Annotated in this window: 24 protein-coding genes; 15 read left to right on the forward strand and 9 right to left on the reverse strand. The window is 59.0% G+C overall.

Features of this window, described 5'->3' with window-relative positions; genetic code table 11:
• The 3 genes from QMQ05_RS03355 (at window position 1) to QMQ05_RS03365 (ending at window position 3,884) form a co-directional block, all read left to right on the forward strand.
• Window positions 1–1,230, forward strand: coding sequence for a cystathionine gamma-synthase (locus QMQ05_RS03355; RefSeq protein WP_345473000.1), 1,230 nt, complete (start codon window positions 1–3; stop codon window positions 1,228–1,230).
• 71 nt (window positions 1,231–1,301) lie between these two features.
• Window positions 1,302–2,165: an AraC family transcriptional regulator gene (locus tag QMQ05_RS03360; protein ID WP_345473002.1), complete on the forward strand. Its 864-nt coding sequence runs from the start codon at window positions 1,302–1,304 to the stop codon at window positions 2,163–2,165.
• Between the two features lie 63 nt (window positions 2,166–2,228).
• Window positions 2,229–3,884, forward strand: coding sequence for an HNH endonuclease signature motif containing protein (locus QMQ05_RS03365; RefSeq protein WP_345473004.1), 1,656 nt, complete (start codon window positions 2,229–2,231; stop codon window positions 3,882–3,884).
• On the opposite strand, the gene QMQ05_RS03370 is transcribed toward QMQ05_RS03365, so the two are convergent.
• Complete coding sequence (locus QMQ05_RS03370; RefSeq protein ID WP_345473006.1) at window positions 3,881–4,399, reverse strand: gamma carbonic anhydrase family protein; 519 nt, start codon at window positions 4,397–4,399, stop codon at window positions 3,881–3,883. The two genes, QMQ05_RS03365 and QMQ05_RS03370, sit on opposite strands and share 4 nt — an antisense overlap.
• Before the next feature lie 37 nt (window positions 4,400–4,436).
• The gene (purU, locus tag QMQ05_RS03375) at window positions 4,437–5,279 is read right to left on the reverse strand and encodes a formyltetrahydrofolate deformylase (protein ID WP_345473008.1); all 843 of its coding nucleotides are present in this window, start codon (window positions 5,277–5,279) and stop codon (window positions 4,437–4,439) included.
• A 206-nt stretch (window positions 5,280–5,485) separates the two neighbouring features.
• Here purU and QMQ05_RS03380 point away from each other — a divergent pair, with 206 nt between their 5' ends.
• Window positions 5,486–5,659 carry a hypothetical protein gene (locus QMQ05_RS03380; protein ID WP_345473011.1) on the forward strand — a complete coding sequence of 58 codons (174 nt, stop codon included), beginning with the start codon at window positions 5,486–5,488 and terminating at the stop codon, window positions 5,657–5,659.
• A gap of 444 nt (window positions 5,660–6,103) precedes the next feature.
• On the opposite strand, the gene QMQ05_RS03385 is transcribed toward QMQ05_RS03380, so the two are convergent.
• A complete protein-coding gene (locus QMQ05_RS03385) occupies window positions 6,104–7,156 on the reverse strand; it encodes a flavin-containing monooxygenase (RefSeq protein ID WP_345473013.1) in 1,053 nt (350 codons plus the stop codon).
• A gap of 149 nt (window positions 7,157–7,305) precedes the next feature.
• Between QMQ05_RS03385 and QMQ05_RS03390 the strand changes: the two genes are divergently transcribed.
• Together QMQ05_RS03390 and QMQ05_RS03395 are read left to right on the forward strand one after the other, a co-directional pair.
• Complete coding sequence (locus QMQ05_RS03390) at window positions 7,306–8,169, forward strand: bifunctional methylenetetrahydrofolate dehydrogenase/methenyltetrahydrofolate cyclohydrolase (protein WP_345473015.1); 864 nt, start codon at window positions 7,306–7,308, stop codon at window positions 8,167–8,169.
• Window positions 8,170–8,300: 131 nt separating this feature from the next.
• Entirely contained in the window at window positions 8,301–8,618 is a 318-nt protein-coding gene (locus QMQ05_RS03395; RefSeq protein ID WP_058255460.1) for a TM2 domain-containing protein, read from the forward strand.
• Between the two features lie 60 nt (window positions 8,619–8,678).
• Here the strand turns inward: QMQ05_RS03395 and QMQ05_RS03400 are convergent, their stop codons facing one another.
• Complete coding sequence (locus QMQ05_RS03400; RefSeq protein ID WP_334122166.1) at window positions 8,679–10,064, reverse strand: MFS transporter; 1,386 nt, start codon at window positions 10,062–10,064, stop codon at window positions 8,679–8,681.
• Window positions 10,065–10,197: 133 nt separating this feature from the next.
• Between QMQ05_RS03400 and QMQ05_RS03405 the strand changes: the two genes are divergently transcribed.
• Both QMQ05_RS03405 and QMQ05_RS03410 read left to right on the forward strand, forming a co-directional pair.
• Complete coding sequence (locus tag QMQ05_RS03405) at window positions 10,198–11,070, forward strand: LysR substrate-binding domain-containing protein (protein WP_345473020.1); 873 nt, start codon at window positions 10,198–10,200, stop codon at window positions 11,068–11,070.
• Window positions 11,071–11,102: 32 nt separating this feature from the next.
• The gene (locus QMQ05_RS03410; protein ID WP_345473022.1) at window positions 11,103–11,459 is read left to right on the forward strand and encodes a VOC family protein; all 357 of its coding nucleotides are present in this window, start codon (window positions 11,103–11,105) and stop codon (window positions 11,457–11,459) included.
• Here the strand turns inward: QMQ05_RS03410 and QMQ05_RS03415 are convergent.
• Together QMQ05_RS03415 and QMQ05_RS03420 are read right to left on the reverse strand one after the other, a co-directional pair.
• Window positions 11,407–12,081: a response regulator transcription factor gene (locus tag QMQ05_RS03415; protein ID WP_345473023.1), complete on the reverse strand. Its 675-nt coding sequence runs from the start codon at window positions 12,079–12,081 to the stop codon at window positions 11,407–11,409. The genes QMQ05_RS03410 and QMQ05_RS03415 overlap by 53 nt on opposite strands.
• Window positions 12,078–13,232, reverse strand: a complete 1,155-nt coding sequence (locus tag QMQ05_RS03420) for a sensor histidine kinase (RefSeq protein WP_345473025.1) — start codon at window positions 13,230–13,232, stop codon at window positions 12,078–12,080. Before QMQ05_RS03420 ends, QMQ05_RS03415 begins: the two co-directional genes overlap by 4 nt.
• 118 nt (window positions 13,233–13,350) lie before the next feature.
• Here QMQ05_RS03420 and QMQ05_RS03425 point away from each other — a divergent pair, with 118 nt between their 5' ends.
• The 7 genes from QMQ05_RS03425 (at window position 13,351) to QMQ05_RS03455 (ending at window position 19,174) form a co-directional block, all read left to right on the forward strand.
• On the forward strand, window positions 13,351–14,112 hold the full coding sequence (locus tag QMQ05_RS03425; RefSeq protein ID WP_345473027.1) for a GAP family protein: 762 nt from the start codon (window positions 13,351–13,353) through the stop codon (window positions 14,110–14,112).
• An 80-nt stretch (window positions 14,113–14,192) separates the two neighbouring features.
• A complete protein-coding gene (locus QMQ05_RS03430) occupies window positions 14,193–14,690 on the forward strand; it encodes a hypothetical protein (RefSeq protein WP_334122172.1) in 498 nt (165 codons plus the stop codon).
• Window positions 14,691–14,779: 89 nt separating this feature from the next.
• Window positions 14,780–15,619 (forward strand): exodeoxyribonuclease III, encoded by an 840-nt coding sequence (locus QMQ05_RS03435; RefSeq protein WP_345473028.1) that lies wholly within the window; start codon window positions 14,780–14,782, stop codon window positions 15,617–15,619.
• Between the two features lie 9 nt (window positions 15,620–15,628).
• Window positions 15,629–16,636 carry a tryptophan--tRNA ligase gene (gene trpS, locus QMQ05_RS03440; RefSeq protein ID WP_345473030.1) on the forward strand — a complete coding sequence of 336 codons (1,008 nt, stop codon included), beginning with the start codon at window positions 15,629–15,631 and terminating at the stop codon, window positions 16,634–16,636.
• A gap of 1 nt (window position 16,637) precedes the next feature.
• Window positions 16,638–17,156: a 2'-5' RNA ligase family protein gene (locus tag QMQ05_RS03445; RefSeq protein WP_345473032.1), complete on the forward strand. Its 519-nt coding sequence runs from the start codon at window positions 16,638–16,640 to the stop codon at window positions 17,154–17,156.
• Between the two features lie 757 nt (window positions 17,157–17,913).
• Complete coding sequence (locus tag QMQ05_RS03450) at window positions 17,914–18,561, forward strand: hypothetical protein (protein ID WP_345473034.1); 648 nt, start codon at window positions 17,914–17,916, stop codon at window positions 18,559–18,561.
• Window positions 18,562–18,577: 16 nt separating this feature from the next.
• Window positions 18,578–19,174, forward strand: a complete 597-nt coding sequence (locus tag QMQ05_RS03455) for a hypothetical protein (RefSeq protein WP_345473036.1) — start codon at window positions 18,578–18,580, stop codon at window positions 19,172–19,174.
• Between the two features lie 128 nt (window positions 19,175–19,302).
• Here the strand turns inward: QMQ05_RS03455 and QMQ05_RS03460 are convergent, their stop codons facing one another.
• From QMQ05_RS03460 to sdhA, 3 genes are all read right to left on the reverse strand, one after another.
• Window positions 19,303–20,757 carry a catalase gene (locus QMQ05_RS03460; protein ID WP_345473037.1) on the reverse strand — a complete coding sequence of 485 codons (1,455 nt, stop codon included), beginning with the start codon at window positions 20,755–20,757 and terminating at the stop codon, window positions 19,303–19,305.
• Between the two features lie 127 nt (window positions 20,758–20,884).
• Window positions 20,885–21,667: a succinate dehydrogenase iron-sulfur subunit gene (locus tag QMQ05_RS03465; protein ID WP_345473038.1), complete on the reverse strand. Its 783-nt coding sequence runs from the start codon at window positions 21,665–21,667 to the stop codon at window positions 20,885–20,887.
• Entirely contained in the window at window positions 21,667–23,454 is a 1,788-nt protein-coding gene (gene sdhA / locus QMQ05_RS03470) for a succinate dehydrogenase flavoprotein subunit (protein WP_058255449.1), read from the reverse strand. The genes QMQ05_RS03465 and sdhA overlap by 1 nt, the downstream gene beginning before the upstream one ends.
• Window positions 23,455–23,497: the final 43 nt, after the last annotated feature.

Genomic DNA, 23,497 nt, shown 5'->3' on the forward strand with positions numbered 1-23,497 from the left:
ATGACTGGCTTCAACACTCAGGCCGTACACGCCGGCCAGCACAAAGACCCACATACCGGGGCCGTGGTCCCACCGATCTACCAAACCAGCACCTTCATCCAAGACGGTATTAACGTGCTGCGTTCCGGGCACGAATACTCCCGAGGCTCCAACCCCACCCGTGATGGCTTCCAAGAACAGCTCACCGCACTTGAAGGTGGTGCAGCCGGGTTCGCCTTCGCTTCGGGCATCGCCGCCGAAGACGCCCTCTTGCGTGCCGTGCTTGAACCGGGCGATCACATCATCCTCGGCGCCGACGGCTACGGTGGCACCAACCGGTTGATCTCCAAACTACACAGCAAATGGGGCATCACCTCTTCTGCGGTAGACATCACCAACCTGGATTCGGTGCGCGCCGCGGTACAGCCGAACACCGCACTGCTCTGGGTGGAGACTCCCTCCAACCCACTACTGGGCATCGCCGATCTTTCCGGGTGGGCCACCATTGCCCGCGAGAACGGTGCCCTGCTGGTGGTGGATAATACCTTCGCCACTCCTTATCTACAGCGCCCACTGGATTTTGGTGCGCACGCGGTGGTTCACTCCACCACCAAATACATTGGCGGGCACTCCGATGTGCTCGGTGGTGCGGTGATTCTCGCCGATCATCACTTCCGCGGCCAATCCCTGGCCGAAGCGGTGGGCTATCAGCAGTTCGCCGGGGGAGCGGTGGCCGGCCCGCAGGATTCCTATCTGGCCGCGAGGGGGCTCAAAACCCTGGGCCTGCGCATGGAACGCCACTGCGCTTCAGCCCAAGCACTGGCCCACTGGCTTGATGCCCGCCCCGAGGTCACCCGTGTCTACTATCCCGGTCTCACCTCCCACCCCGGGCACGAACTGGCCGCCCGCCAGCAGCGCGGATTTGGTGGCATCGTCTCGGTCGCGTTAAAAGATGAAGCCGCCGCCCGCGCCTTCGCCCAGTCCATGGAGTACTTCCAACTCTCGGTCTCCTTAGGCGGGGTGGAATCCCTGGTCTGTTATCCGCGCGAAATGACCCACGCCTCGCTGATCGGTACCGAACTGGAAATCCCGGCCAACCTGGTGCGCCTGTCGGTGGGGATCGAAGAGGTCGAAGATCTCATTGCCGATCTGGAACGCGGCCTGGCTGCCGCCCGTGCCACCGTTCCGGCCACCACTCGTGACACCGCTTCCGCGCGCACGGTGCGCGAAAAGACGTTGGAAAACGCCTGATAATTTCGGTCCGCAATCATCGGGCGGCGTACCCCTTCCCCAAAGGATAGTAGTTGGGGAAGGGTGGAATCATGATCGGAATTCTTAATCGGCTCATCGAGCACATCGAGGCAAACCTGTGTGCCGAGATCAACCTCGCCGAACTGACGCGCAGCGAAGGCACCACCGAATATCACCTGCGCCGGATGTTCTCCTCCTTGGCCGGCATGCCGGTCTCCGAGTACATTCGCCGGCTCCGCATGAACGTGGCTGCCGCGGACCTGCTGGCCGGTGAGGACCTGTTAAGTATTGCGATCCGATACGGGTATGGATCGGCCGAAGCCTTCAGTCGCGCCTTCACCTCGGTGCATGGTGCGTCCGTGAGCGAAGTCCGCCAACACGGCGGACCCCTTCGAAGCCAAGCAATCATCAGGTTCAGCCTGCACGTCGAAGGGAACACCATGGACGCACGAATAGTAGAACGAGAGAATTTCCAGCTCATTGGGTACGCAACCCAAGTGCCGTTGATTCACCATGGGGTCAACCCGCAGATCCAAGAGCACATCGCTTCGATCCCGATGGCCGAACATGCCCGGCTCAAGGCATTGTCAGCCACCGACCCCGCAGGGCTATTGCAGGTCAGCGACCAGGTCGATGTCGATTACCAAGAAGGATCCGAACTCACCTATCTGCACGGGGTCGCGGTGCCAGCCGGACCGGTGCCCGAGGACCTGGATTCCATTCAGGTGTCCGCCGGCCACTGGGTGGTTTTCAGTGTCACTGGTAATTACCCGGCGGCACTGCAAGAACTTTGGGCCGCCACCGCCACCTCATGGTTCCCGTCGAACCCCTGGCGCCTGCGCCCCGGACCATCCCTAGTTGCCGTGCTCGATCGGGCCGCCGATTTCAGTACCGCGACCTGCGAGCTCTGGCTACCGGTAGAGGCTGACAGCTAGGCCTATCCACACGCCGTCTTCACCTGCCCCGCGGAATCCTTGTCGCGGGGCATGCTCGTAGCTATGAACACGGCACAAGCTCTCAAGAATTTGGCTCAGGCGAGCGAACTGATCGTCTCGGCCACTGCCGTGTTTTCCCAGGAGATTCCCGCCGGGCACGCCGCCTATTTCGCATTTCTCACCGAGCATCTGGCCCAACAACTAACGCGCGCTCAAATCCAGGCCGCGCACGCGGTACGCCGCACCGGCGCCCACAAACTTGACCGCGAATCCTTCCAGGCCATCACCGACGCCGGAACCATCCCCACCCTGGAACAGATTGAAGCCGCCGAAGGGCACACCACCTCCGGACGCACCCACTTTAATAGTGCCTCCGGGCTCATGCAGGACTGGTTAGATATTCCACGGGCCACCGCATCGGCCCGCCTGATCCAAGCCGACTGCTTGATTGGTGGGGTGAATGAGGCAGGCCAACCCATCGCCCCGTGGTTGCCCCAGCTTGCCGAACAATTCATGGACCCGGACGTCGACCCACGCCCGGTCGCCGCCACGGCCACGAAACTGCATTCCGCCCGCAAGGATCTGGGCGAGGGCAAAGCCGGACGTAAAAAGAAAGAACAGCTGCAAGCCGACGCACTGGCTTTCCTGCGCACCGAACCGAAGTCCGCACGCAAACACATTAACGCGCTCATCGCCGAGGTGAAATCCGGTGAACGCCCGATCAAGGCCCTACTGGACTGTATCGGTATTTTTCGACGTGGCATGCGCCAAGGCCTGGTCGAATATGTGCTTCGTTTACTGCCTTCGCAGGCGGCTTTTATCGAGGCCTACCTCGCCAAGATGGACAATCCGGCCACCGTGGCCGGTAACCGCGAACATCTGAAGGACACCGAAGCTCAGTTCACCGGGGAACCGGGCAGCGACTGGGACGACGAGGAGTCGATGCCAGACTGGGCTAAGGGCGGGAACCGTTCTGGACCCGCCGAGCCGGCCGATCCATCCGAATCAGCACCACCGGAAACTTCGCAAAGCTCACCGAAACCGACCGAGCACAAACCGTGGGAAGAGATGAAGCCCGAACGCCGCCGGCTACTAGGACTACTAACCCTGTTGATGGGAAGCTCTCCCACCGGTTCCGGTGTAGCACCACCCGCAGCGCAGGTCAGCATCGTGTTGAACTGGGAAAAGATGCAACAGCAGGTCAAGGACTATGCCGTCACTTCCAGCGGATTGTCGCTCAGCCCCGGTGAAGCGCGAGCCGCACTATGTACCGCCGGCATCTACCCGCTGGTACTCAATGGCACTTCTCTGCCCTTGGACCTTGGCCGAACCCAACGGCTTTTCTCCAAGGCCCAAGGTCGAGCCATCCGCGCCGCCTACCGAGGCTGCTCCTACCCGGGCTGCTCCATGCCCGCCGAACGTTGCGAACTGGACCACCTCGATCCCTGGGAAAAGGGCGGCCGCACCGACATCGCCTCAGCGGATCTGAACTGCCCGATCCACCACATCAGTCGGCACTGCGGACTCTTTAGGACCGTCAAGATCCCGGGAAGTCGGCCCCTGGTACTACTATCCAGTGAGCTCGACCCGGAACAACGTCTAAGGATCAATACCTATTTCATGACCCCGGCTGAAGCGCTGGCCGCCGAAGCCCGGGCTGAACGGACGACAACCCAGTGGCGTTCGGGGCAACTGGTCCTAGAGTTCGCCGCGGCTTAAGAGTTCGCAGCCAAATGCTTGGCCGCCAATTCGAGGTAATGCTCGGCGTTGACGTTCAACCCGGCAACCTCTTCATCGCTGAGCTCACGACGCACCTTGGCAGGTACACCGGCAACGAGCGATCGTGGTGGAACCTGCGTGCCCTCCAGCACCAGTGCGCCGGCAGCCACCAGCGACTGCTCACCAATCACCGCACCATTCATGATGGTGGCACTCATGCCGACCAGACATCCATCACCCACGGTGGCACCGTGCACTACCGCCGAGTGACCCACCGAAATCCCGGCACCCAAGGTGCATGGGTAGCCTTCATCGGCGTGAAGGACGACGTTGTCCTGCAAATTGGTGCCCTCGCCCACGCGAATCGGAGCCGAATCCCCGCGTACGGACACCCCGTAGAAGGCGCTGGACCGATCAGCCAAGGCCACATCCCCGCTCAACACGGCGGTGGGTGCAACAAATACGTTCTCGCCGACCTGCGGGGTCGACCCATCAATAGTAATAATGTGGCTCATGACACCTACTCTAGTTGGAGCCGGAGCACGGTGCGAGTTAGGAGAAAACGATGGTCCGCTGACCGTCGAGCATCACTCGATGTTCCGAATGCCACTGCACCGCACGGTTCAGCGTACGACCTTCCACACTGCGACCCAGTTCCACTAACTGCTGCGCGGTACGGGTATGCGAAACATGGGTGACTTCCTGATCAATGATCGGACCCTCGTCCAAATCCGCCGTCACATAGTGCGCGGTGGCACCGATCAGCTTCACCCCACGGGCATAAGCCTGGTGGTAAGGCTTGGCACCCTTAAAGGATGGCAAGAACGAGTGGTGAATATTAATGACGCGCCCCTGCATGCGCTCACACAGTGAGTCGGAGAGGATCTGCATGTAGCGGGCGAGCACGACCAGTTCAATGTCGTAATCTTCGGCGAGCTTGAGCAGTTCCGCCTCGGCCTGTGCCTTGTTCTCCTTGGTCACCGGCAGGTGGATAAAGTCCACGCCGTAAAAATCTGCCATCGGCTTCAAATCGAGGTGATTGGAGACGATCACCGGTACCTCGATGGCCAAGGTCCCGGCACGCTGAGCAAAGAGCAGGTCGTTGAGCGCATGTCCGGCCTTAGAGCACATGATCATGGTGCGTACCTTATCGCTCGCGTCGGCCACCTTCAGTGACATCGCGAACTCATCTTTGATCGGTGCCAGAGCAGCACGCGTTTGTTCGAGTGACTGCTCCGTTTCAACCTCAATGCGCATAAAGAAGGTTCCGGTCTCGGGGGAGAGGAACTGCTGCGACTCGGTGATATTACAACCGGCACCCAAGAGACCTCCGGAAATGGCGTGGACAATGCCGGGGCGGTCGATGCAAGACAGGGTGAGGATGTACTGGTTCATGGATTCTAAGTTAGCGCCCGCCAGCGAATTTCTACCAATTCAGTGAGCTACGTTGCGTTTGAGAGGTATTTTGTCGCGATCTTTCTTGCCGGATTCATCCGCACCGTAACTAAAATCTGTTCTTGGCGTGCTGAGGTGTGGCTTCCGCCAATGATTATGTTGCTTGGTAGAAGTTATGAACACCGAACTCTTCAAGGTTCAATGAGATGATTAGGCAACTCAAAAGCTTTGCAAAACTGGTGGTAAAGGTTGATGGCTCTTCGGCATTCGCCACGCATCGAAAAAGCACGAAAGCGGTTGCTTCATTGACATTTATCAAGGAAGTCGCTGGCGTATTCGGCTTGGGTTCCCGTTTTGACATCCTCAGGGAAGCGTCGTGACAATGAAATGCTATTTCGAGGAAGTGATGTTTTGAACTTACTAGTGACTTGGGCAATATTCTTGTTGTTGTCTGTGGTCGTTTTCTATCCTGCATGGAAAACTCAGTCGGCCCGCGTGGCGGGCCACGATCGAAGCGAGAAAGCATCCCTTGGCAAGCGGATCTCGCGCCTATTCGCTTCATTTGATGCTATGAACTGGGGATTGTTTATCGCCGCAATCTTATTCCTCGTGGCTGCCATCATGCAGACCATAAGCATATTGGGGTAAGGCATAAGGCGATTTCATGTTGGTGCTGCGACGCGTTGATGCGTCGATAAACCTCGATATGCTTTTCGTAATAGAGCGTTTGGGGTGGCTACCAAGAGCTCCATCATTGTATTTGTTAGTAGGCCACGTGGATTCTTTACTGCGGATTTTTAGTTGATCCCCGCCAGTAGGCCGGTCTACGTCGGAACCGACGCGAGGTACTTACTCGCGGCCAACGCAGCTTTACGCCCAGCCCTGGTAGCACCCAACGTGGAAGCCGACGCCCCATAGCCAACAAAAAAGATCCCGGGCATCGTGGTGCTCACCCCGTCGTCAGCCATCACGATGCCACCGGCTGCGGTATGTAGTTTCAGCTCACGTAAATGACGGTGAGCATGACGGAATCCGGTGGCCCAGAGGATCGCGTCGATGTGCTCCCGCGAACCATCGGTGAAGAGAACCGCGTCAGATTCTAGGCGGGCGATCTTGCCTCGTGAGACTAGCGCGCCGGACTCAATCCCCGCGCGCATCCTCTCGTTAAGTAACAGTCCGGTGGTACCCACCACCGATTTGGGTGGCAACCCGGCCCGAGTGCGCTCGTTGACCTGGCGTTCTACCTCCAAGCCCCATTCTGTCCCGGTGACCTCTCGCCAATCCGGTGCTTGCCGAGTAGACCAGAGGGTATCGATCCCGGCCTCGCGTAACTGCACGATGAACTGCGTAGCGCTGGCCCCGCCGCCGACCACCAGCACTCGCTTGCCAGCAAACTGCGCGGGAGAAACAAAGCCGTTGGTATGCACCTGCAGCCCATCAAAATGTCCCGGGTAGACCGGCCAGAACGGATTGGTCCACGTCCCGGTGGCGTTAATAATGGTGCGCGCCGTGTAACGCTGATCGGCGTACACCTCGAAGTGATCATCTACCCGTTGCACGGAGCTGACCGTAACCGAATGTCGTACCGGCAGTGCGAACTTTCGCTCATACTCGCCGTAGTACTCCTTAACAACCTGAGACGCAGGTCGACTGGAGTCCTGCACCTCCAAAGGGAAATCCGGCAACGGATGAATATGATGCGTGGCACCCAGAGTGAGCGTATCCCACCGGTTCTGCCACGCCCCGCCCGGTTCAGGGTTGGCATCAAGCACTAAAAAGTCCACACCACGCTTGGCTAAATGGTAGGCAGCCGAAAGCCCGGCCTGCCCGGCACCGATCACAATAGTTGAGTACACATACAAGGTAACCGGGAACACCGCACTCTCATTCCCGCACCGTTTTTCGCTACACTGGAACCCGTGACTGGCGTTAGGTGGGTAACCACCGGGGAGCTAATTGTGCGAGTCGCGCGCCTGGGTCCGCACACCACCCGCCTTGGCAACGAGGCACCTACGGAAGGATACGCGTGAGCGCACGCATTCTCGACGGAAAGGCCACCGCGGCCACCATCAAGCAGGAACTTGCTGAACGCGTGGCCAAGCTGAAGGCCGAGGGTCATAGCACCGGACTAGGTACCATTTTGGTCGGCAACGATCCGGGCTCCGCCTGGTACGTCGGTGGCAAGCATAAGGACTGCGCCGAGGTGGGCATCGAGTCCATTCGCGTGGACCTGCCCGAAGAAACCACCCAGGACGAACTGCTCGCCAAGGTGAAAGAACTGAACGAAAACCCGGCCTGCACCGGTTACATCGTGCAGTTGCCCCTGCCAAAGCACATCGATCAGGATGTCATCTTGGAGGCCATGGACCCGGCCAAGGATGCCGACGGTCTGCACCCGATGAACCTTGGCCGTCTGGTGGCCAACGTGAATCGCCCAATGAATTCGCCATTGCCATGCACCCCGCTGGGCTGTGTTGATCTGCTGGCCCGTCACGATATTGATTTGAACGGTAAGCACGTGTTGGTGCTCGGTCGCGGTGTGACCATCGGCCGCCCGGTTGGCCTGTTGCTCACGCGCCGTAATGTGAACGCCACCGTCACCCTGGCCCACACCGGCACCACTAACCTGCCGGAACTGCTCGCTCAGGCCGATGTCATCATCGCCGCCGCTGGTGTGCCTCACATTGTGAAGGCCGACGCGATCAAGCCCGGCGCAATCGTGCTGGACGTTGGTGTCTCTCGCGTGGATGGCAAGGTCACCGGCGACGTTGACCCAGCTGCCGCTGAGGTGGCCAGCTGGATCAGCCCGAACCCGGGCGGTGTGGGTCCGATGACCCGTGCCATGCTGCTGAACAACGTGGTGGAAGCTGCCGAGCGTAACGCTCGCTAAGCACCCTTAGCCCGCACTTCACGGTGCGGGCTTTTGTGTACCCAAAGTAAACTTCCTAGTGGATGTTCCACTCGTCGGATAAAGTGAAGTGAGCCGGGCTTTCGGCCATCGCATCATCACTAAAGGGACACATGACACAGAATTACGAGCAGAACGAACGCCCCATCCAGATCAACAACCACATCGTGGTGGTCAACCAGAAGAGCACCCTGCTGGCATACGTACTGTGGTTCTTCCTGGGCCAGCTAGGCATCCACAAGTTCTACCTCGGTCAGGTAGTGGCCGGTGTTGTTTACCTGGCGCTGGGCATTATCGGCTGGGCGACAACCTTCATCCTGATCGGCTGGGTGCCATTGGGTGTGCTGTGGATCTTGCTGATTATCGACCTGTTCACGATCCCGGGCACCGTGCAGCGGATCAACCAGCGGGCGACTCGCTCGTTCCAATAACCTCTTAAGACACAGCAGGGGTCCGCTCACCGAGCGAACCCCTGCTGTGTCTTAACCTTGTTAAACCTCTTGAGCAGTTTTCACTGACTCAACGGTGCGCTTATCAGTAATCAGCGCGCCCACTTCCTGCTCAGCCTGGTTGCGGAAGGACAAATCGATCCCCGCGCGGTCGCGAATCAGTGAAACCGCGGTAAAGGAAATCGCAACAACAATCAGCAGGTACACCGCCACGGCAGTAGTGCCACCGGTAGCCTGCACCAGTGCCTGAGCAATAGTCGGGGCAAAGGCGCCACCAACGATCGCGCCGATCGCGTAGGAAATCGACACCCCAGAGAAGCGAACCGAAGCGGGGAAGAGCTCGGAGTACAAAGCCGCCTGCGGGCCATAGGTCAGACCCAGCCCGATAGAGAATAGACCGAACGCCAGGTACAGCAGTGCCAGCGACCCGGAATTGACCAAGGCGAAGACCGGGAACAGGCTGATGGCAAGGATGATGAAGCCCAACTGGTAGGTGCGCTTGCGCCCGATCTTATCGGCAAGGAACCCTGCCACTAGGGTCATGATCAGCCACACCGCTGCGCCGAAGGCCACTGCCACCAGCACGTCGGTGCGCTCTAGACCCACCGGGCCGTCGGGGTTGGTGGTGTAGGACTGGAAGAATCCGCCGGTGGTCATGTACCCGGCAGCATTGTTGCCGGCGAACACCAGCGCGGCGATGATCACCAGTGGCCAGTGCTTTTTGAAGAGCACCAGGATCGGCACATTGGTCTGTGCCTTATGTTCGGCGATCTCTTCAAAGACCGGGGATTCATCCACCGAACGGCGCACAAAGTAGCCCACCAAGATCAGCACGATCGAAACGAGGAACGGCACGCGCCAGCCCCAGGCCATGAAGGCCTCGCCGGGGGAGATCACGCCGGTCATCAGCGCCATGGTGCCCGAGGCGAGCAGCATGCCCAGGGGCACGCCGACCTGTGGGTAGGATCCGGCGCGGCCGCGGTGGCCTTCGGGGGCGTGCTCCACGGCCATCAATACCGCGCCGCCCCATTCGCCGCCGGCGGAAATGCCCTGCAGGATGCGCAGCAGCAAGAGTAGTACCGGTGCCCATAATCCTGCCGTGTCATAGGTCGGCAGTATGCCGATCAGTGTGGTGGAGGCACCCATCAGTGCCAAGGTGAGCACCAGCATGGCTCGGCGGCCGATCTTATCGCCAAAGTGTCCGGCCAAGAATGCGCCCAGTGGGCGGAAGAGGAAGGACAGGCCCACCGAAGCGAAGGAGATCAGTAGTGCGATCTCCGCGCCGGCCGGTTCGAAGAAGAGTTTGGAGAAGACTAGGCCGGCGGCGGTGGCGTAGATGAAGAAGTCATACCACTCCACGGTGGTGCCGATGACTGTTGCGAAGGCGACGCGTCGTTGGTTCGTCTTCGCGGTGGGTGCTGTTGCCATTGTGGTTCCTTGACAGTGAGGCCGTGCGTTGCGGATCACTTCAGTGTGACAGCCGATACAGGTAAGGTAAACTTCAAATATCTGCAGTACTTCTGAAGGTGAACTTATGTATTCGATGCGGCATTTGGAGATCATGGCCGAATTGCCCGGGCATACCACCCTCGGCTCGGCCGCTAGTGAACTGAAAATCTCCGAATCGGCCTTGTCGCAGGCCATCACCGCGATCGAAAGGCTCGCCGGGGAGAGCCTGTGCCTGCGCCGCAAAGCCCACGGCATCACGCTCACCGCCTCCGGGCACCACTTCGCCGCCATGGCCAAAAAGATCCTGGTTGACGCCCAAGAGTTATCCGCAACCTTCCCACAGCGCGAAGGCAAACTGCGCGGACCGGTCCGCTTTGGGTGCTTCGCTTCGCTTTCCCCGCACCTGATCCCGGCCACCCTTGAAGACTTCGCCCACCCCGAAGTGCAGTTAGAAGTGCGCGTGGGCACCCACGATGAACTAATGCCCGCACTGCGCAACGGCGAACTGGACGTCGCCTTCGTCTACGACCTGGCACTACCGGCGGATATGGACAAACAGGAAATCTACCGCACCGAAATGCAGGTCGTCCTTCACCCCGAGCACCGGCTCGCTTCGCTGGAACGCCCGCTAGAACTAGCGGACCTGGCAGCAGAACCACTGATCATGTACGAGTCCGAACCGAGCACCGACCACCAGCTCCAGCTCTTCGCCTCTCAAGGCCTGACCCCAAAAATTGTCGCCTCCGTCCCGCAGATGATCCTGGTCTCCGCCATGGTCGGCCGCGGGCTGGGTTACGGGTTACTCATGCGTCGACCGAACAACGCCCAGGTCTCCGTGGAGGGTCGACCGCTGGCCTTCCGCGAGCTGAAAACCCCGAACTTCCCCAACGCGGTCGTGGCCATCACCCCGCACTCGGTGCGCATCCCCGCCCGCGTGCAGGCACTGATCGAGCACTGTCGCTGTGCAATGGCTGAATCCTGGTAGACGGCGGGCAGCCACACGCGCATAATGGGGCCATGATTGGCACCTGGCAGGCCACGGTCATCGATTGTGAAGACCCCGATGCACTGGCCACATTCTACGAACAGCTCTTAGGCATGGTCCGGATCGATAACGAGCCGGACTGGGTATCGATCGGCGACGCCCCGGACCGGCCGGGCCTGGCCTTCCAAGCGGTCAGCCCGTACGTTGCCCCGCAGTGGCCCGGGCACATCCACCCGCAACAATCCCACCTGGATGTGAAAGTCGCCGATCTGGACCTCGCCGAAGAACAGGTCCTGCACTTAGGCGCCCGCGCCACCGGTGAAGGCAGTGAAACCTTCAGGGTGTACCTGGACCCGCAGGACCATCCTTTTTGCCTGGTGAGCTGGTAGCCGCGTAGGCGATCTTCGCCGCCTGCCATCGGGTGGAGACCCCGAGTTTGGCCAGCACCTGTGAGACATGGGACTTCACAGTACTCTGCCCAATGCCCAAAAGCTGCGCCAACTGTGGGTTGCTCAAGCCCTGCGCTAGCCCGTCGAGCACCTCGCGCTCCCGGCCGGTCAAATCATCGGGCAACGTATTCTCATTTTCCGAGGCCAGCGTTTCCGAGGCCAGCGCCCGGGACACAATCCGCGAGGTCACCTGCGGGTCGAGGACCGATTCGCCCCGGGCGGCGGCCCGCACGCCCATAATGATTGCCTCTGGTTCAGCGCTCTTGAGCAAAAAACCGTGCGCCCCGGCCTGTAACGCCCCAAAAAGGTACTGGTCATCGTCAAAAGTCGTCAGCACCACCACCCGATAACTCTCATGCAGCACCTTGGTGGCCTCAATACCGTCGAGCCGCGGCATGCGCAGATCCATCAAAATGACATCCGGGTTCAGCGCCCGAGCCATGGAAATTGCGCTACGCCCGTCGCCGGCTTCCCCGACAACTTCCACATCCACCGCCGCCTGCAAGACGAGCCTGATGCCCATGCGCACGGTGGCGTGGTCATCAACAATCAGTACTTTCATGCTTTCTCCGATACTGCAGGGAAGCGGATCGTGACCTCAAAATCTGTGCCACTGTGTACCTTGAAGGACCCGTTCAGCGCCTGCGCACGGGTGCGAATATTTTCTAGCCCGATCCTGGCCCCCGTCGCGGTACTCGCCGCGGCCACCACCGGGTTACGCGCCGTGATGGTCAAGTCTCCGTCCTGGGTCACGCTCAGCTCCAAGGCGGTCTCGGCAGCATGCTTGGCGTGGTTGACCAGTAATTCAGACACTGTGCGGTGCGCTGCGGTATGCACCGCCGGGCTAAAGTCTTGAGGCTCGGCGACCTGATACTCCCAACGTACCTGGCTGCCGAAATTTGCCACCAGTTCGGGTAAATCCTCGATCCGTGCCTGCAATGCCGGGCCACCCTCATGCAACATCCGCACCATCGCAACCATGTCCTCCAAACCAGATACGGACTCATCGCGGATGCACTGCAAGGGTTCACGCACGGAATCCGGCGCGGAGGGAAGTAAGGCGCCAGAGAGCAAAGCGATGGACGAGAACCGGGCCGAGAGCACATCGTGCATCTCGCGGGCCAAGGCGGTGCGCTCCTGGACCCGCGAAAAATCATGCTCCGCCACCAGCTGGTCTTCACGTGCCACCGCAGCTAACTGCACCGCCTGTGTTCTTTGCGCTTCGGTTTTCGCCAGCTCCTTGGCTGTGCGCACATTTTCCGCCCAGAGCATCGGGGTGAAAAGAATAAAACCGGCCATGAACAGGCTCAGGACTACATCCTGCGCGTTCTGAGTGTTAAGCCACGTGGCGATCCCCAGCGCGAGGGAACCCAAACACAACAGCACTAGCCCGAAGGTTCGAAGCCGGGCAGAACCGAGCAGGAACAGGCCGAAGACGCATTCAAAGATCAGAAAGTAACCGCCCAAACTTCCCACGATCAGCAACCCGATGCCAGCGAGGAACATGATTACCGTGGCTGTAAGAAGCACACGGCGACGAATCAGGATCGCAGCCAAACCGATGAGTAATAGGGGAATCCACTCGTAGCCGCGGATTGCGACAGACGGGGAATTGACGATCCCGGAGAGGTGCAAGATGACGGTGAGCACCAGGTAAGTGCCGATGACCTCGGGCTCCTTATCGCCGCTGCCGATCCGTCGAATGAAGTTCATGCTTCCAGCATCCCCGAACTGTCGGTGATCAGGTATCCCCCTTAAGGAGGAGAAGGCACAGACCACTGGCCGATACCGCAAGCCCGCGCAGCGTAGAACAGTGGAAGTCATGGACATCATGACGAGCAATCCCGAACTCTCCCTGGTCATCCTGGCACTCATCGACTCGACCAGCATCGGCACCCTGATCATCCCGCTACTGCTCCTGCTACGCGGGCGCCGTGAGGTGATCGCCAAGGTCATCATCTACCTGTTGGTGATTGCCGGGTTCTACTGGATCATCGGGGTGCTACTACGTAGTGGGCTATTGCTGATTGATCCCAGCATTTTTGAGCATCGTTTCTTCAGAATCTCAGGCATGGTGCTCGGGGTGCTGATGATCATTTGGGCGTTGACCTACCGTACCGATGCGCAAAAGGAAGCCGACGCTCGGAAGAAAGCCGGTACGAGGAACAACGTCGAAGTGAGTCAGGCACCTATCGCCACCGAACAGCTCCCGCGACGCCTACACAGCCGTTTAGCAACCGCATTGGACACCCGCACGGGACTGATCGCGCTGGCCCTATTCGCCGGACTCTTAGAACTTCCCACCATGCTTCCGTACTTAGCGGCGGTGGGCGTGATGCAAAGTACCCGGTGGAGCACCGGGGTGCAGCTACTCGCACTGATCGGATACTGCCTGGTGATGATCGTCCCGGCCCTGGTGCTGGTTGTTGCCCGCGCGCTCGCCGGTGAACGGATCGAAAACTGGATGCGCAAACTGGGGGAGAAGGCCTCCCGCTACGCTCAAGAAACCCTCGGCTGGGTGGTAGGCATCGGCGGATACCTGTTGATTCGCGCCTGCCTTTCCGGGCAAGACCTGCAGAGCTTGTTCAGCTAGGCGTTCAGCGAGCCACGCTGTGGGCGAAAGCGCGGCCTGTCAATTGGCTTGCAACGGGCACGGGTGCGAGAATTGATGTTATGGAACCTCTAGGCAGCAGCGCGAAGCAGGGCAAAAAAGTCACCCTCAACGCCTCAACTTTGGCAATGTCCGTCATGGTCATCGTTCTTCTGGTGGCAGTCGTTTTTGCCGCCAACTCCAACCAGATCGTCGGCTGGTTTGTCGTCGTGATCTCCGCCGGTTGGCTGCTGCTGGCCGCCTTCATGATGTTTGGCCTCAAGCGCGGGGCCGACAAGATCAACAACTCGCTGCGTGAAGCCACCGCTGCGGCCACCCCACGGGCACAGTCCGGTTCGGTGATCGTGGACGAATCCACCAGCCAGCGCGATATGAAGCTGGATCATTCCTTCAAGATCGTCCAGGTTCAGGCCCGGGTGATTTCCGAACAGCGTGAGGCGGCCACCGCCGAATCTGAGGGCATGATCGACAGGGCACTAGAGACGATCCAGATGACCGCCGCCAATGCGCGGGACATGATCAAGCCGGCCAAACCAATGGACGGCGAAATTATCGACTAAGGCAGACGGGCAACGCACACGCGTTGCCCTTTTGTTTTCGGCTCAGGGGTGATCAGCACGTTTTCGGGCGCAGAGTTTTGTAAGCTGGAATGGTGATACCAACCAGCGTGGAAATTCTGAGCAAGAACGCCGGCGCCCTGCGCGTCGCCTCGGTCAACGTCAACGGCATTCGCGCCGCCTACCGCAAGGACATGGCCGCATGGGTCGCGGATCGTGACGTCGACATCCTGTGCCTGCAGGAGGTACGCGCACCGGATAAGGTGATGCGTGAATTGATCGGCGATGGTTGGCATATTTTGCATGCCGAAGCCAAGGATAAGGGCCGCGCCGGAGTAGCGATCCTCTCCCGCGTTGAGCCAGTGGCAGTACGCGAAAACATTGGCGATGAGTACTTCGCCGACTCCGGACGCTGGGTAGAAGCCGACTTCGATCTCAACGGGGAAATCTTCACCGTGGTCTCCGCCTACGTGCACTCCGGTGAACTGGGCACCCAAAAGCAGGATGACAAGTACCGTTTCTTGCAGCGCATGACCGAACACCTGCCCGCATTGGCAGCGCAGAAGGATCACGTGCTGGTAGTGGGGGACCTAAACGTCGTGCACACCGAAAAGGACATTAAGAACTGGAAGCCGAACCACAATAAGCGCGCCGGCGTGATGGATGAGGAGATCGCCTACTTCGACGGTTTCTTCGGCGCGGTGGGCTACGTGGATGTGGCCCGTCAGCTGGCTGGCGACGCTCAGGGCCCTTACACCTGGTGGTCCTACCGTGGGCAGGCCTTCGACAACGACGCCGGTTGGCGCATCGACTACCACATGGCTACCCCGGGCTTAGCCGAGAAGGCCATCAAGTCCCATGTTGACCGCGCCTCGGCCTATGACCTGCGCTTCTCCGACCACGCACCGCTGGTCGTCGACTACCAGTTTTAAGGAAACACCATGAAATCCCGCGTACTTTCGGGCATGCAGCCTTCGGGCGACTCACTACATTTGGGCAACTACCTCGGCGCACTGGTCAACTGGGTCAAAACCCAGGACGAGTACGACGCGTTCTTCTTCATCCCTGACATGCACGCGATCACCGTGCAACAGGATCCTGCCGAGCTGCGCGCCCGCACCCGCAAGACCGCTGCACAGTTCATTGCCGGCGGCATCGACCTGGACAAGTCCACACTCTTTGTCCAGTCCCAGGTGCCGGAGCACGCCCAGCTGGCGTGGGTCTTCAACTGCCTGACCGGTTTTGGCGAGGCCAGCCGCATGACCCAGTTCAAGGACAAGTCGGCCAAGGGCGGTGCGGACTCCGCCAGCGTGGGCCTGTTCACCTACCCGATTCTGATGGCCGCGGACATCCTGCTCTACCAGCCGCACGGCGTGCCGGTGGGCGATGACCAGCGTCAGCACGTGGAGCTGGCCCGTGACCTGGCCAAGCGCTTCAACCACCGCTTTGGTGAGACCTTCACCGTGCCCGAAGCATTCATCCCAAAGGAGGGCGCACGCATCTACGACCTGCAGAACCCTACCTCGAAGATGTCCAAGTCGGCCGAGTCGCCGGCTGGCTTGATCAACGTGTTGGATGAGCCGAAGCAGATCGCCAAGCGCATCAAGTCTGCAGTGACCGATGCCGGTACCGTGATCGCTTATGACAAGAAGGAAAAGCCGGGCGTCTCCAACCTGCTAGACATCCTGGCCGCGGTGACCGAACGCCAAGTACCAGAGCTGGTCGAAGAGTTCGACGGCAAGATGTACGGCCACCTGAAGGTCGCCGTGGCAGATGCCGTGGTCGAACGCTTGACCCCGATCCGCGAACGCACCTTGGAACTGCTCGATGATCCGGCAGAGCTGGACCGTCTGTTGCTGGCCGGCGCTGCTAAGGCTCGCGAAGTGGCATCGAAGACCGTGGCAGAAGTGTACGAGAAGGTCGGCTTCCTGCCGCCGCTGGGTGTCTAGTATGAGCATCGAATCCCGCTTCACCTTGGGCGTGGTGATCCCGGTGCCGGCACCGCACCGGGAGACTCTGCGTACCTGGCGGCGGGAGTACGGGGGAGAAGCCACGGAGCCGATTGCCCCGCACATCACCCTGATTTCCGGGTCCTACCTGAACACCTGGGAGAAAGCCGCCACCCAGGTTCGCAGAGTGGCGGCCGCGTCTAAACCCTTCGAGATCCGCTTGGGGCCGGCACAAAGTTTCCGCCCGAAAAGTGACGTGGTGTTCTTGCCCCTGGAAAGGGGGGCCGATGAATGCTGGGCGCTGCATCAGCAACTGCTCGGCGACGCCCTGCGCCACGAATCTGACTTCGCCTACCATCCGCACCTGACTATTGCTCAGAACGTGCCAGCTGCGCAGTTGGACGCGGCTCAAGCAGATTTGAAAGATGTGCAGATCACATTCGAGGTAGAAAGCATCGAGCTTTTTGATACGCGCAGCGGACAGTGGAACTTCAGCGAGAGGATCTCCCTGCAGTCCTAAAGTTTGCACTAAAGCGTCGTCCTTAAAGGGCGGCGCTTTCTTGTTGTTGGGCGAGTGCACTTCTATCAGGCTCATTGAGCTTCGTGACTGTGATCGATGCCCTGATCGCGTGGAAGCATAGAGCCTTGCGACGATGGTGAGTGCGCTCGCTGGACCGGTTAGTTGGAATTGAGCGAACGGCCATCGATATGATCAGCGAGCCAGGATCGGGACTTCAAACTCCATGGAGTCCTAGAGCCATTCTTGGACATGACGCGAGCACGCCGATGGTCGAAGCTATCAAAGGAATCATGGCTGTCTTGGCGCAATTGCGCGTCTCTACAATCCGCAAGAACACCCGCAGGGAATCGGAACACGCGCGCCCAAGGGAAATTAGGCGGCCGTACAACTGTCATGACAACTGAGCACATAGAAACAGCGGAGAGCTAACGACTCGCCAGCAAGAGCTATCCACAAATTGCCAAGATCCTACGGGCTGGTACTTCTACGATTCAACGAGCGTTACGCCTATTGCAGGATAAATTCGAGAAGTCTTCCTAAAAAACCGCATAAGTTCGCTACTTCTCAAGAACAACCTATTTCATCATTTGCAACAAACTGATAACGAAACACTGGTTTTTCGAAAAATCGGAATAATTTGCAAGAGGAACGGAATAGGCTACACGTGTAGGTCAGATCGCATGCTAGCGAGGCATAGAAGGCACTCAAAATTATGAGGCTGACTTGATGAATCACTCACATCATTCCGAGGGGAAGTATGAAGAAAAGCAAGCGGCGGATCGCAGCATTTATAAGTGCTGTCAGTTTGGCATCGGGAGCCGCAATGGTGGCAACGCCAGCTCTCGCAGCCGGTGATGAGCTGATTTCAGGAGGGATAGTAGGTACTCCGGCCGCAATTAGCTGCGGTGGTTTCGCGGGGAGTTACTACACTGTCACCAACATATCAAAAGTCAAGAAAGTAACTCATGCCAGTAAGTACTACAATGGTACGAGCAGCAATGCAAAGGCAACATACTCTTCCGAGAAGCAACTAACCTTGACCGCCGGACTGACTTATTCTGTAGGAGCATCCACAGGAGCAACTGTTGATTTTAAAGCAGTTGCCGCCAAACTTGAAGCCAATACCCGCCTAGATCTGGCAGCTTCAGGATCCAAAACTAGTGGAAGTACCCTCTCGATATCTGCCACGATCAAGCCAAAGAAGTACCTCGTCGTAGCAGCTGGAAATACTCAAGTCACTGGTAAGTGGAAGAAGAACTATTGCGCTTCTGGAAACTCGGGGGTTGTTGTTAAAGCCAGTGGAACCGGTAAATCCCATACCATCCGTGAAACCGCTGCAGTGCAATGCGATCTATCGCAGCCATCAGGATCGCTCGCAGGATTAGCTAAGTCTAGGTACTGCTAGAACAAGGAGTAACTAGATGAAGCGAAATGCCCTCGCAGCATTTGCTCTTGGCCTAGTTCTGGTGATTACTTCATGTACGAACCAGGGGAATTCTCAAAGCGGGGAAACTGCGGAGCCTAGATTAGCCACTGTCGCTTCATGCGATCGTCCGTATGTGGTCAGTGACGGTGAGTCCATAGGAAAGCCGGAATTCATTCGAGTCGACAAGTTCTACGATCAGGATATGAGTAAAACTTTGCTTGACAAGAAGGTTACCTCATCCATCCAGTGGGATCCGCAGCCCGAGTGGGACAACCGGGACGAAGTGCTGAAAGCTGTCGATGAGGTCTCGCCGGATCCCGTCAAGGCGCAGTCTTTCCCCTTTGCCGAGAGCATTGAAAGTATGCTCGAGAACTCTGATCAGTCCCCTGGGTTTCTTGGATACTACGCAGCAACGCCTCTGACTTATGAATTCAGCGTTCAGTGCCAGAATGATCAGGACAATTGGTATCAGTTGAGCTTTTCTACTTGGACTGATTCTGATTTAGGGATTATCGACTGCAACTTGAAGTTAGACAAAGACGCTCCCAAAGTGGCAAACGAAGCATATGGCGCGTATTGCCAGGAATCTTAGGTCTAAATTCCTCATAGTTAAACAAAGCGGGGACTGCCCTGACGGGTTCTAGCGGTCGTTGCAACACCCTGAACAATCAGAAGTTGCGACGACCGTTAGAACCCGCACAAGTGGCTGGCGTTTTTTCGTTACTTTTGACGCACGTTCGCTTCGATCTTTGCTCCGGTGTCCGCATCGATGTTCTTCCAGTACGCGATCGCGTTGGACAGCACCGGCTCGATGACCCCGTCCAGCGCCCCGGTGACAGTTTGGACCAGTTCGGCGCGCTGGGCATCATCCATCACCTCGCGGACCAGAATGCCGGGCTGGACGAAGTCCCCGTCGTCCTTGCGCAGCGTGTAGGCCTCGCGGACCAGCTCGCCGTCGGACTCGAAGGAAGTCTCCGCCGGACCGGTTTCATCGCTCCACGAGTCCCCGAAGGAGTTCGGCGCGTAGACGCTGCGATCGCCGGTGTGCTCGTAGGTCATATTCCCTTCGAAGTTGTACGAGTGCACCGGGCACTTGGGCTTGTTCACCGGCAGCTGCTGGAAATTGGTGCCGATGCGGTAGCGCTGTGCGTCAGCATAGGCGAAATTGCGTCCCAGAAGCATCTTGTCCGGGCTCATCCCCATGCCCGGGACCATGTTCCCCGGCGAGAAGGCTGCCTGCTCGATCTGCGCGAAGAAATTCTCCGGGTTCTTATTCAGCGTCATGGTGCCGACCTTGATTCGCGGGTAGTCCTTCTTGGACCAGACCTTGGTCAGATCGAAGGGGTTGAACCGGTAGGTCTTCGCTTCCTCGTAGGGCATGACCTGCACGTACAGGTCCCATTGCGGGAAGTTGCCGGCCTTGATCGCTTCGAACAGGTCGCGGCGGTGGAAGTCGGCGTCGGCCCCGGCCAGTTCCTCGGCCTGCGCACCGCCCATGGTCTCGAACTTCTCGGACTGCTTGTTCAGGAAGTGGTACTTGACCCAGAATTTCTCGCCGGCCGCGTTGACCCACATGTAGGTGTGCGAGCCGTAGCCGTTCATCTCGCGCCAGGTCTTGGGCAAGCCGCGCTGGCCCATGATGTAGGTGACCTGGTGGGCGGATTCGGGGTTCTGCGTCCAGAAGTCCCACTGCATGGTGCCATCGCGCAGCCCGGAATCGGGAAGCCGCTTCTGCGAGCGGATGAAGTGCGGGAACTTCATCGGGTCGCGCACGAAGAACACCGGGGTGTTGTTGCCGACCAGGTCGAAATTGCCTTCGGTGGTGTAGAACTTCAGCGCGAAGCCGCGCACATCGCGCCAGGTGTCGGGGGAGCCGAGCTCGCCGGCGACGGTGGAGAAGCGGGCCAGCATCTCGGTTTTCACCCCGGGCTGGAACAGGGCTGCCTTGGTGTATGCCGAGACGTCCTCGGTGGTTTCGAATTCGCCGAAGGCGCCGGCGCCCTTGGCATGCGGGCGGCGTTCGGGCACGTTCATCCGGTTGAAATGCTGCAGGGTCTCGATCAGGTGGTGGTCGTGCAGCACGATCGGCCCGTTGGGGCCCACGGTGAGGGAGTTGCGGTCGCTTGCCGCAGGAATTCCCGCTTGAGTAGTTGAATCTGGTTGATTACTGACCATTAGTACTCCTTAGCTCACAGGACAAGGGCTGGTAGTACCCATCGTGCCACGAGTGGCGAAAGAACTAAAGGCACGCAAAAAGCCCGGACCAAACTCACAGGATTGGTCCGGGCTTTTGCTCGCGTACTTAGATGGTGCGCGTGAGGATTGCCTGCTTGACCTCGGCGATAGCCTTGGTCACCTGGATGCCACGTGGGCATGCTTCGGAGCAGTTGAAGGTGGTGCGGCAGCGCCACACGCCTTCCTTGTCGTTCAGGATCTCCAGACGCATATCGCCGGCATCGTCGCGGGAGTCGAAGATGAAGCGGTGTGCGTTCACGATCGCAGCTGGGCCGAAGTACTGGCCATCGGTCCAGAACACTGGGCAAGAGCTGGTGCACGCAGCGCACAGGATGCACTTGGTGGTGTCGTCGAAGCGCTCACGGTCCTCAGCGGACTGGTAGCGTTCCTTGGTTGGCTCATGGCCCTTGGAGATCAAGAATGGCATGATCTCTCGGTAGGACTGGAAGAACGGTTCCATGTCGACGATGAGGTCCTTTTCAAGGGGCAGGCCCTTGATGGCTTCAACGGTGATCGGCTTGGAGGTGTCCAGGTCCTTGAGCAGGGTCTTGCAGGCCAGGCGGTTGCGGCCGTTGATGCGCATTGCATCCGAGCCACACACACCGTGCGCGCAGGAGCGGCGGAAGGACAGCGTGCCGTCCTGTTCCCACTTGACCTTGTGCAGGGCGTCGAGCACGCGGTCGGTGCCGTACATGGTCAGCTTGAAGTCTTCCCAATAAGCGTCCGCGGTAGCCTCAGGCAGGTAGCGGCGAACGCGCAGGGTGATGTCGAAGCTTGGGATTTCTCCGCCGCCACCAACACCTGGCTTCAGCTCGATCTTTGATGCTGGTTCTGGCAGTTCGGTGCTCATTAGTACTTACGCTCCATTGGCTGGTAACGGGTAAAGACCACTGGCTTGGTCTCCATGCGGATGCCCTTGATGTCCTCGGTGACAGCTTCTGCGTCACGGTAGGACATCGAGTGCTTCATGAAGTTCTCGTCGTCGCGGTTCGGGAAGTCTTCGCGGTAGTGGCCGCCACGGGATTCCTTGCGGTGCAGAGCTGCAACGGTGATGACCTCGGCCAAGTCGAGCAGGAAGCCCAGCTCGATTGCTTCGAGCAGATCCAGGTTGAAGCGCTTGCCCTTATCCTGGACGCTGATGTTCTTGTAGCGGCGGCGCAGATCTTCGATCACGTCGCGTGCTTCCTTCAACGAACGCTCGTCGCGGAATACCTGGACATTAGCATCCATGGTTTCCTGCAGGGTCGCACGCAGATCGGCCACACGCTCGGTGCCGGTACCGGAGAGCACGCCCTCGATCTGTGCGGTGACAAATGCTTCTGGGTTCTCTGGCAGCTCGACGAAGTCGGCGGTCTTGGAGTACTCAGCTGCAGCCACACCGGCGCGCTTACCGAAGACGTTGATATCCAGCAGCGAGTTGGTGCCCAGACGGTTCGAACCGTGCACCGATACACAGGCAACTTCACCTGCAGCAAAGAGGCCTGGAACGACGGTGTCGTTGTCCTGCAGTACCTCGGTGTTGATGTTCGTTGGAACACCACCCATGGCGTAGTGCGCGGTGGGGTATACAGGCACTGGATCGGTGAATGGTTCCACACCCAGGTAGGTGCGGGCGAATTCGGTGATGTCAGGCAGCTTGGATTCGATGTGCTCTGGTTCCAGGTGGGTCAGATCCAGCAGCACATAGTCCTTGTTAGGACCGCAACCGCGGCCTTCACGCACTTCGTTGGCCATGGCGCGAGCCACGATGTCACGAGGTGCAAGGTCCTTAATGGTTGGTGCGTAACGCTCCATGAAGCGTTCACCATCCGAGTTACGCAGGATCGCGCCTTCACCACGTGCACCCTCAGTCAGAAGGATGCCCAAGCCTGCAAGGCCCGTTGGGTGGAACTGGAAGAACTCCATGTCTTCCAGTGGCAGACCGGTGCGGAAGGCAATGGACATGCCGTCGCCGGTCAAGGTGTGTGCATTCGAGGTGGTCTTGAAGACCTTGCCGGCACCGCCGGAGGCGAAGACCACGGACTTAGCCTGGAAGACGTGCAGTTCGCCGGTGGCCAGGTCGTAGGAGACGACGCCAGCAACGCGCTTCTGCTTGTAAGCGGTTCCGTCTTCGCGGAAAGCTTCTTCTTCAACCATCAACAGGTCGAGCACGTAGTACTCGTTGTAGAACTCAACGTTGTGCTTGACGCAGTTTTGGTACAGGGTCTGCAGAATCATGTGGCCGGTGCGGTCTGCTGCGTAGCAGGCGCGACGTACGGCGGCTTTGCCGTGGTCGCGGGTGTGGCCACCGAAACGACGCTGGTCAATCTTGCCCTCTGGGGTGCGGTTGAACGGCAGACCCATCTTTTCCAGGTCCAGCACGGCGTCGATGGCTTCCTTCGCCATAACTTCTGCTGCGTCCTGGTCAACCAGGTAGTCGCCACCCTTGATGGTGTCGAAGGTGTGCCATTCCCAGTTGTCTTCTTCGACGTTGGCAAGTGCTGCACACATGCCGCCCTGGGCTGCACCGGTGTGCGAGCGGGTTGGGTAAAGCTTGGTTAGTACTGCGGTGCGTGCGCGCTGACCGGATTCGATCGCTGCACGCATACCTGCACCACCGGCACCGACGATGACTACGTCGTACTTATGTACCTGCATTCTTGATGCTCTCTTTTCTAAAAATCTATGTGGCTATCGGCTG

The organism is Glutamicibacter sp. B1, assembly GCF_039602135.1.
Lineage (GTDB): Bacteria > Actinomycetota > Actinomycetes > Actinomycetales > Micrococcaceae > Glutamicibacter > Glutamicibacter ectropisis.

Bases quoted from the DNA above. Each gene is read 5' to 3' on its own strand.
- QMQ05_RS03355 (WP_345473000.1), top strand. From the start codon at position 1: ATGACTGGCTTCAACACTCAGGCCGTACACGCCGGCCAGCACAAAGAC.
- QMQ05_RS03360 (WP_345473002.1), top strand. From the start codon at position 1,302: ATGATCGGAATTCTTAATCGGCTCATCGAGCACATCGAGGCAAACCTG.
- QMQ05_RS03365 (WP_345473004.1), top strand. From the start codon at position 2,229: ATGAACACGGCACAAGCTCTCAAGAATTTGGCTCAGGCGAGCGAACTG.
- QMQ05_RS03370 (WP_345473006.1), bottom strand. From the start codon at position 4,399: ATGAGCCACATTATTACTATTGATGGGTCGACCCCGCAGGTCGGCGAG.
- purU (WP_345473008.1), bottom strand. From the start codon at position 5,279: ATGAACCAGTACATCCTCACCCTGTCTTGCATCGACCGCCCCGGCATT.
- QMQ05_RS03380 (WP_345473011.1), top strand. From the start codon at position 5,486: ATGATTAGGCAACTCAAAAGCTTTGCAAAACTGGTGGTAAAGGTTGAT.
- QMQ05_RS03395 (WP_058255460.1), top strand. From the start codon at position 8,301: ATGACACAGAATTACGAGCAGAACGAACGCCCCATCCAGATCAACAAC.
- QMQ05_RS03400 (WP_334122166.1), bottom strand. From the start codon at position 10,064: ATGGCAACAGCACCCACCGCGAAGACGAACCAACGACGCGTCGCCTTC.
- QMQ05_RS03405 (WP_345473020.1), top strand. From the start codon at position 10,198: ATGGCCGAATTGCCCGGGCATACCACCCTCGGCTCGGCCGCTAGTGAA.
- QMQ05_RS03410 (WP_345473022.1), top strand. From the start codon at position 11,103: ATGATTGGCACCTGGCAGGCCACGGTCATCGATTGTGAAGACCCCGAT.
- QMQ05_RS03415 (WP_345473023.1), bottom strand. From the start codon at position 12,081: ATGAAAGTACTGATTGTTGATGACCACGCCACCGTGCGCATGGGCATC.
- QMQ05_RS03420 (WP_345473025.1), bottom strand. From the start codon at position 13,232: ATGAACTTCATTCGACGGATCGGCAGCGGCGATAAGGAGCCCGAGGTC.
- QMQ05_RS03425 (WP_345473027.1), top strand. From the start codon at position 13,351: ATGACGAGCAATCCCGAACTCTCCCTGGTCATCCTGGCACTCATCGAC.
- QMQ05_RS03430 (WP_334122172.1), top strand. From the start codon at position 14,193: ATGGAACCTCTAGGCAGCAGCGCGAAGCAGGGCAAAAAAGTCACCCTC.
- QMQ05_RS03435 (WP_345473028.1), top strand. From the start codon at position 14,780: ATGGTGATACCAACCAGCGTGGAAATTCTGAGCAAGAACGCCGGCGCC.
- trpS (WP_345473030.1), top strand. From the start codon at position 15,629: ATGAAATCCCGCGTACTTTCGGGCATGCAGCCTTCGGGCGACTCACTA.
- QMQ05_RS03445 (WP_345473032.1), top strand. From the start codon at position 16,638: ATGAGCATCGAATCCCGCTTCACCTTGGGCGTGGTGATCCCGGTGCCG.
- QMQ05_RS03450 (WP_345473034.1), top strand. From the start codon at position 17,914: ATGAAGAAAAGCAAGCGGCGGATCGCAGCATTTATAAGTGCTGTCAGT.
- QMQ05_RS03455 (WP_345473036.1), top strand. From the start codon at position 18,578: ATGAAGCGAAATGCCCTCGCAGCATTTGCTCTTGGCCTAGTTCTGGTG.
- QMQ05_RS03460 (WP_345473037.1), bottom strand. From the start codon at position 20,757: ATGGTCAGTAATCAACCAGATTCAACTACTCAAGCGGGAATTCCTGCG.
- QMQ05_RS03465 (WP_345473038.1), bottom strand. From the start codon at position 21,667: ATGAGCACCGAACTGCCAGAACCAGCATCAAAGATCGAGCTGAAGCCA.
- sdhA (WP_058255449.1), bottom strand. From the start codon at position 23,454: ATGCAGGTACATAAGTACGACGTAGTCATCGTCGGTGCCGGTGGTGCA.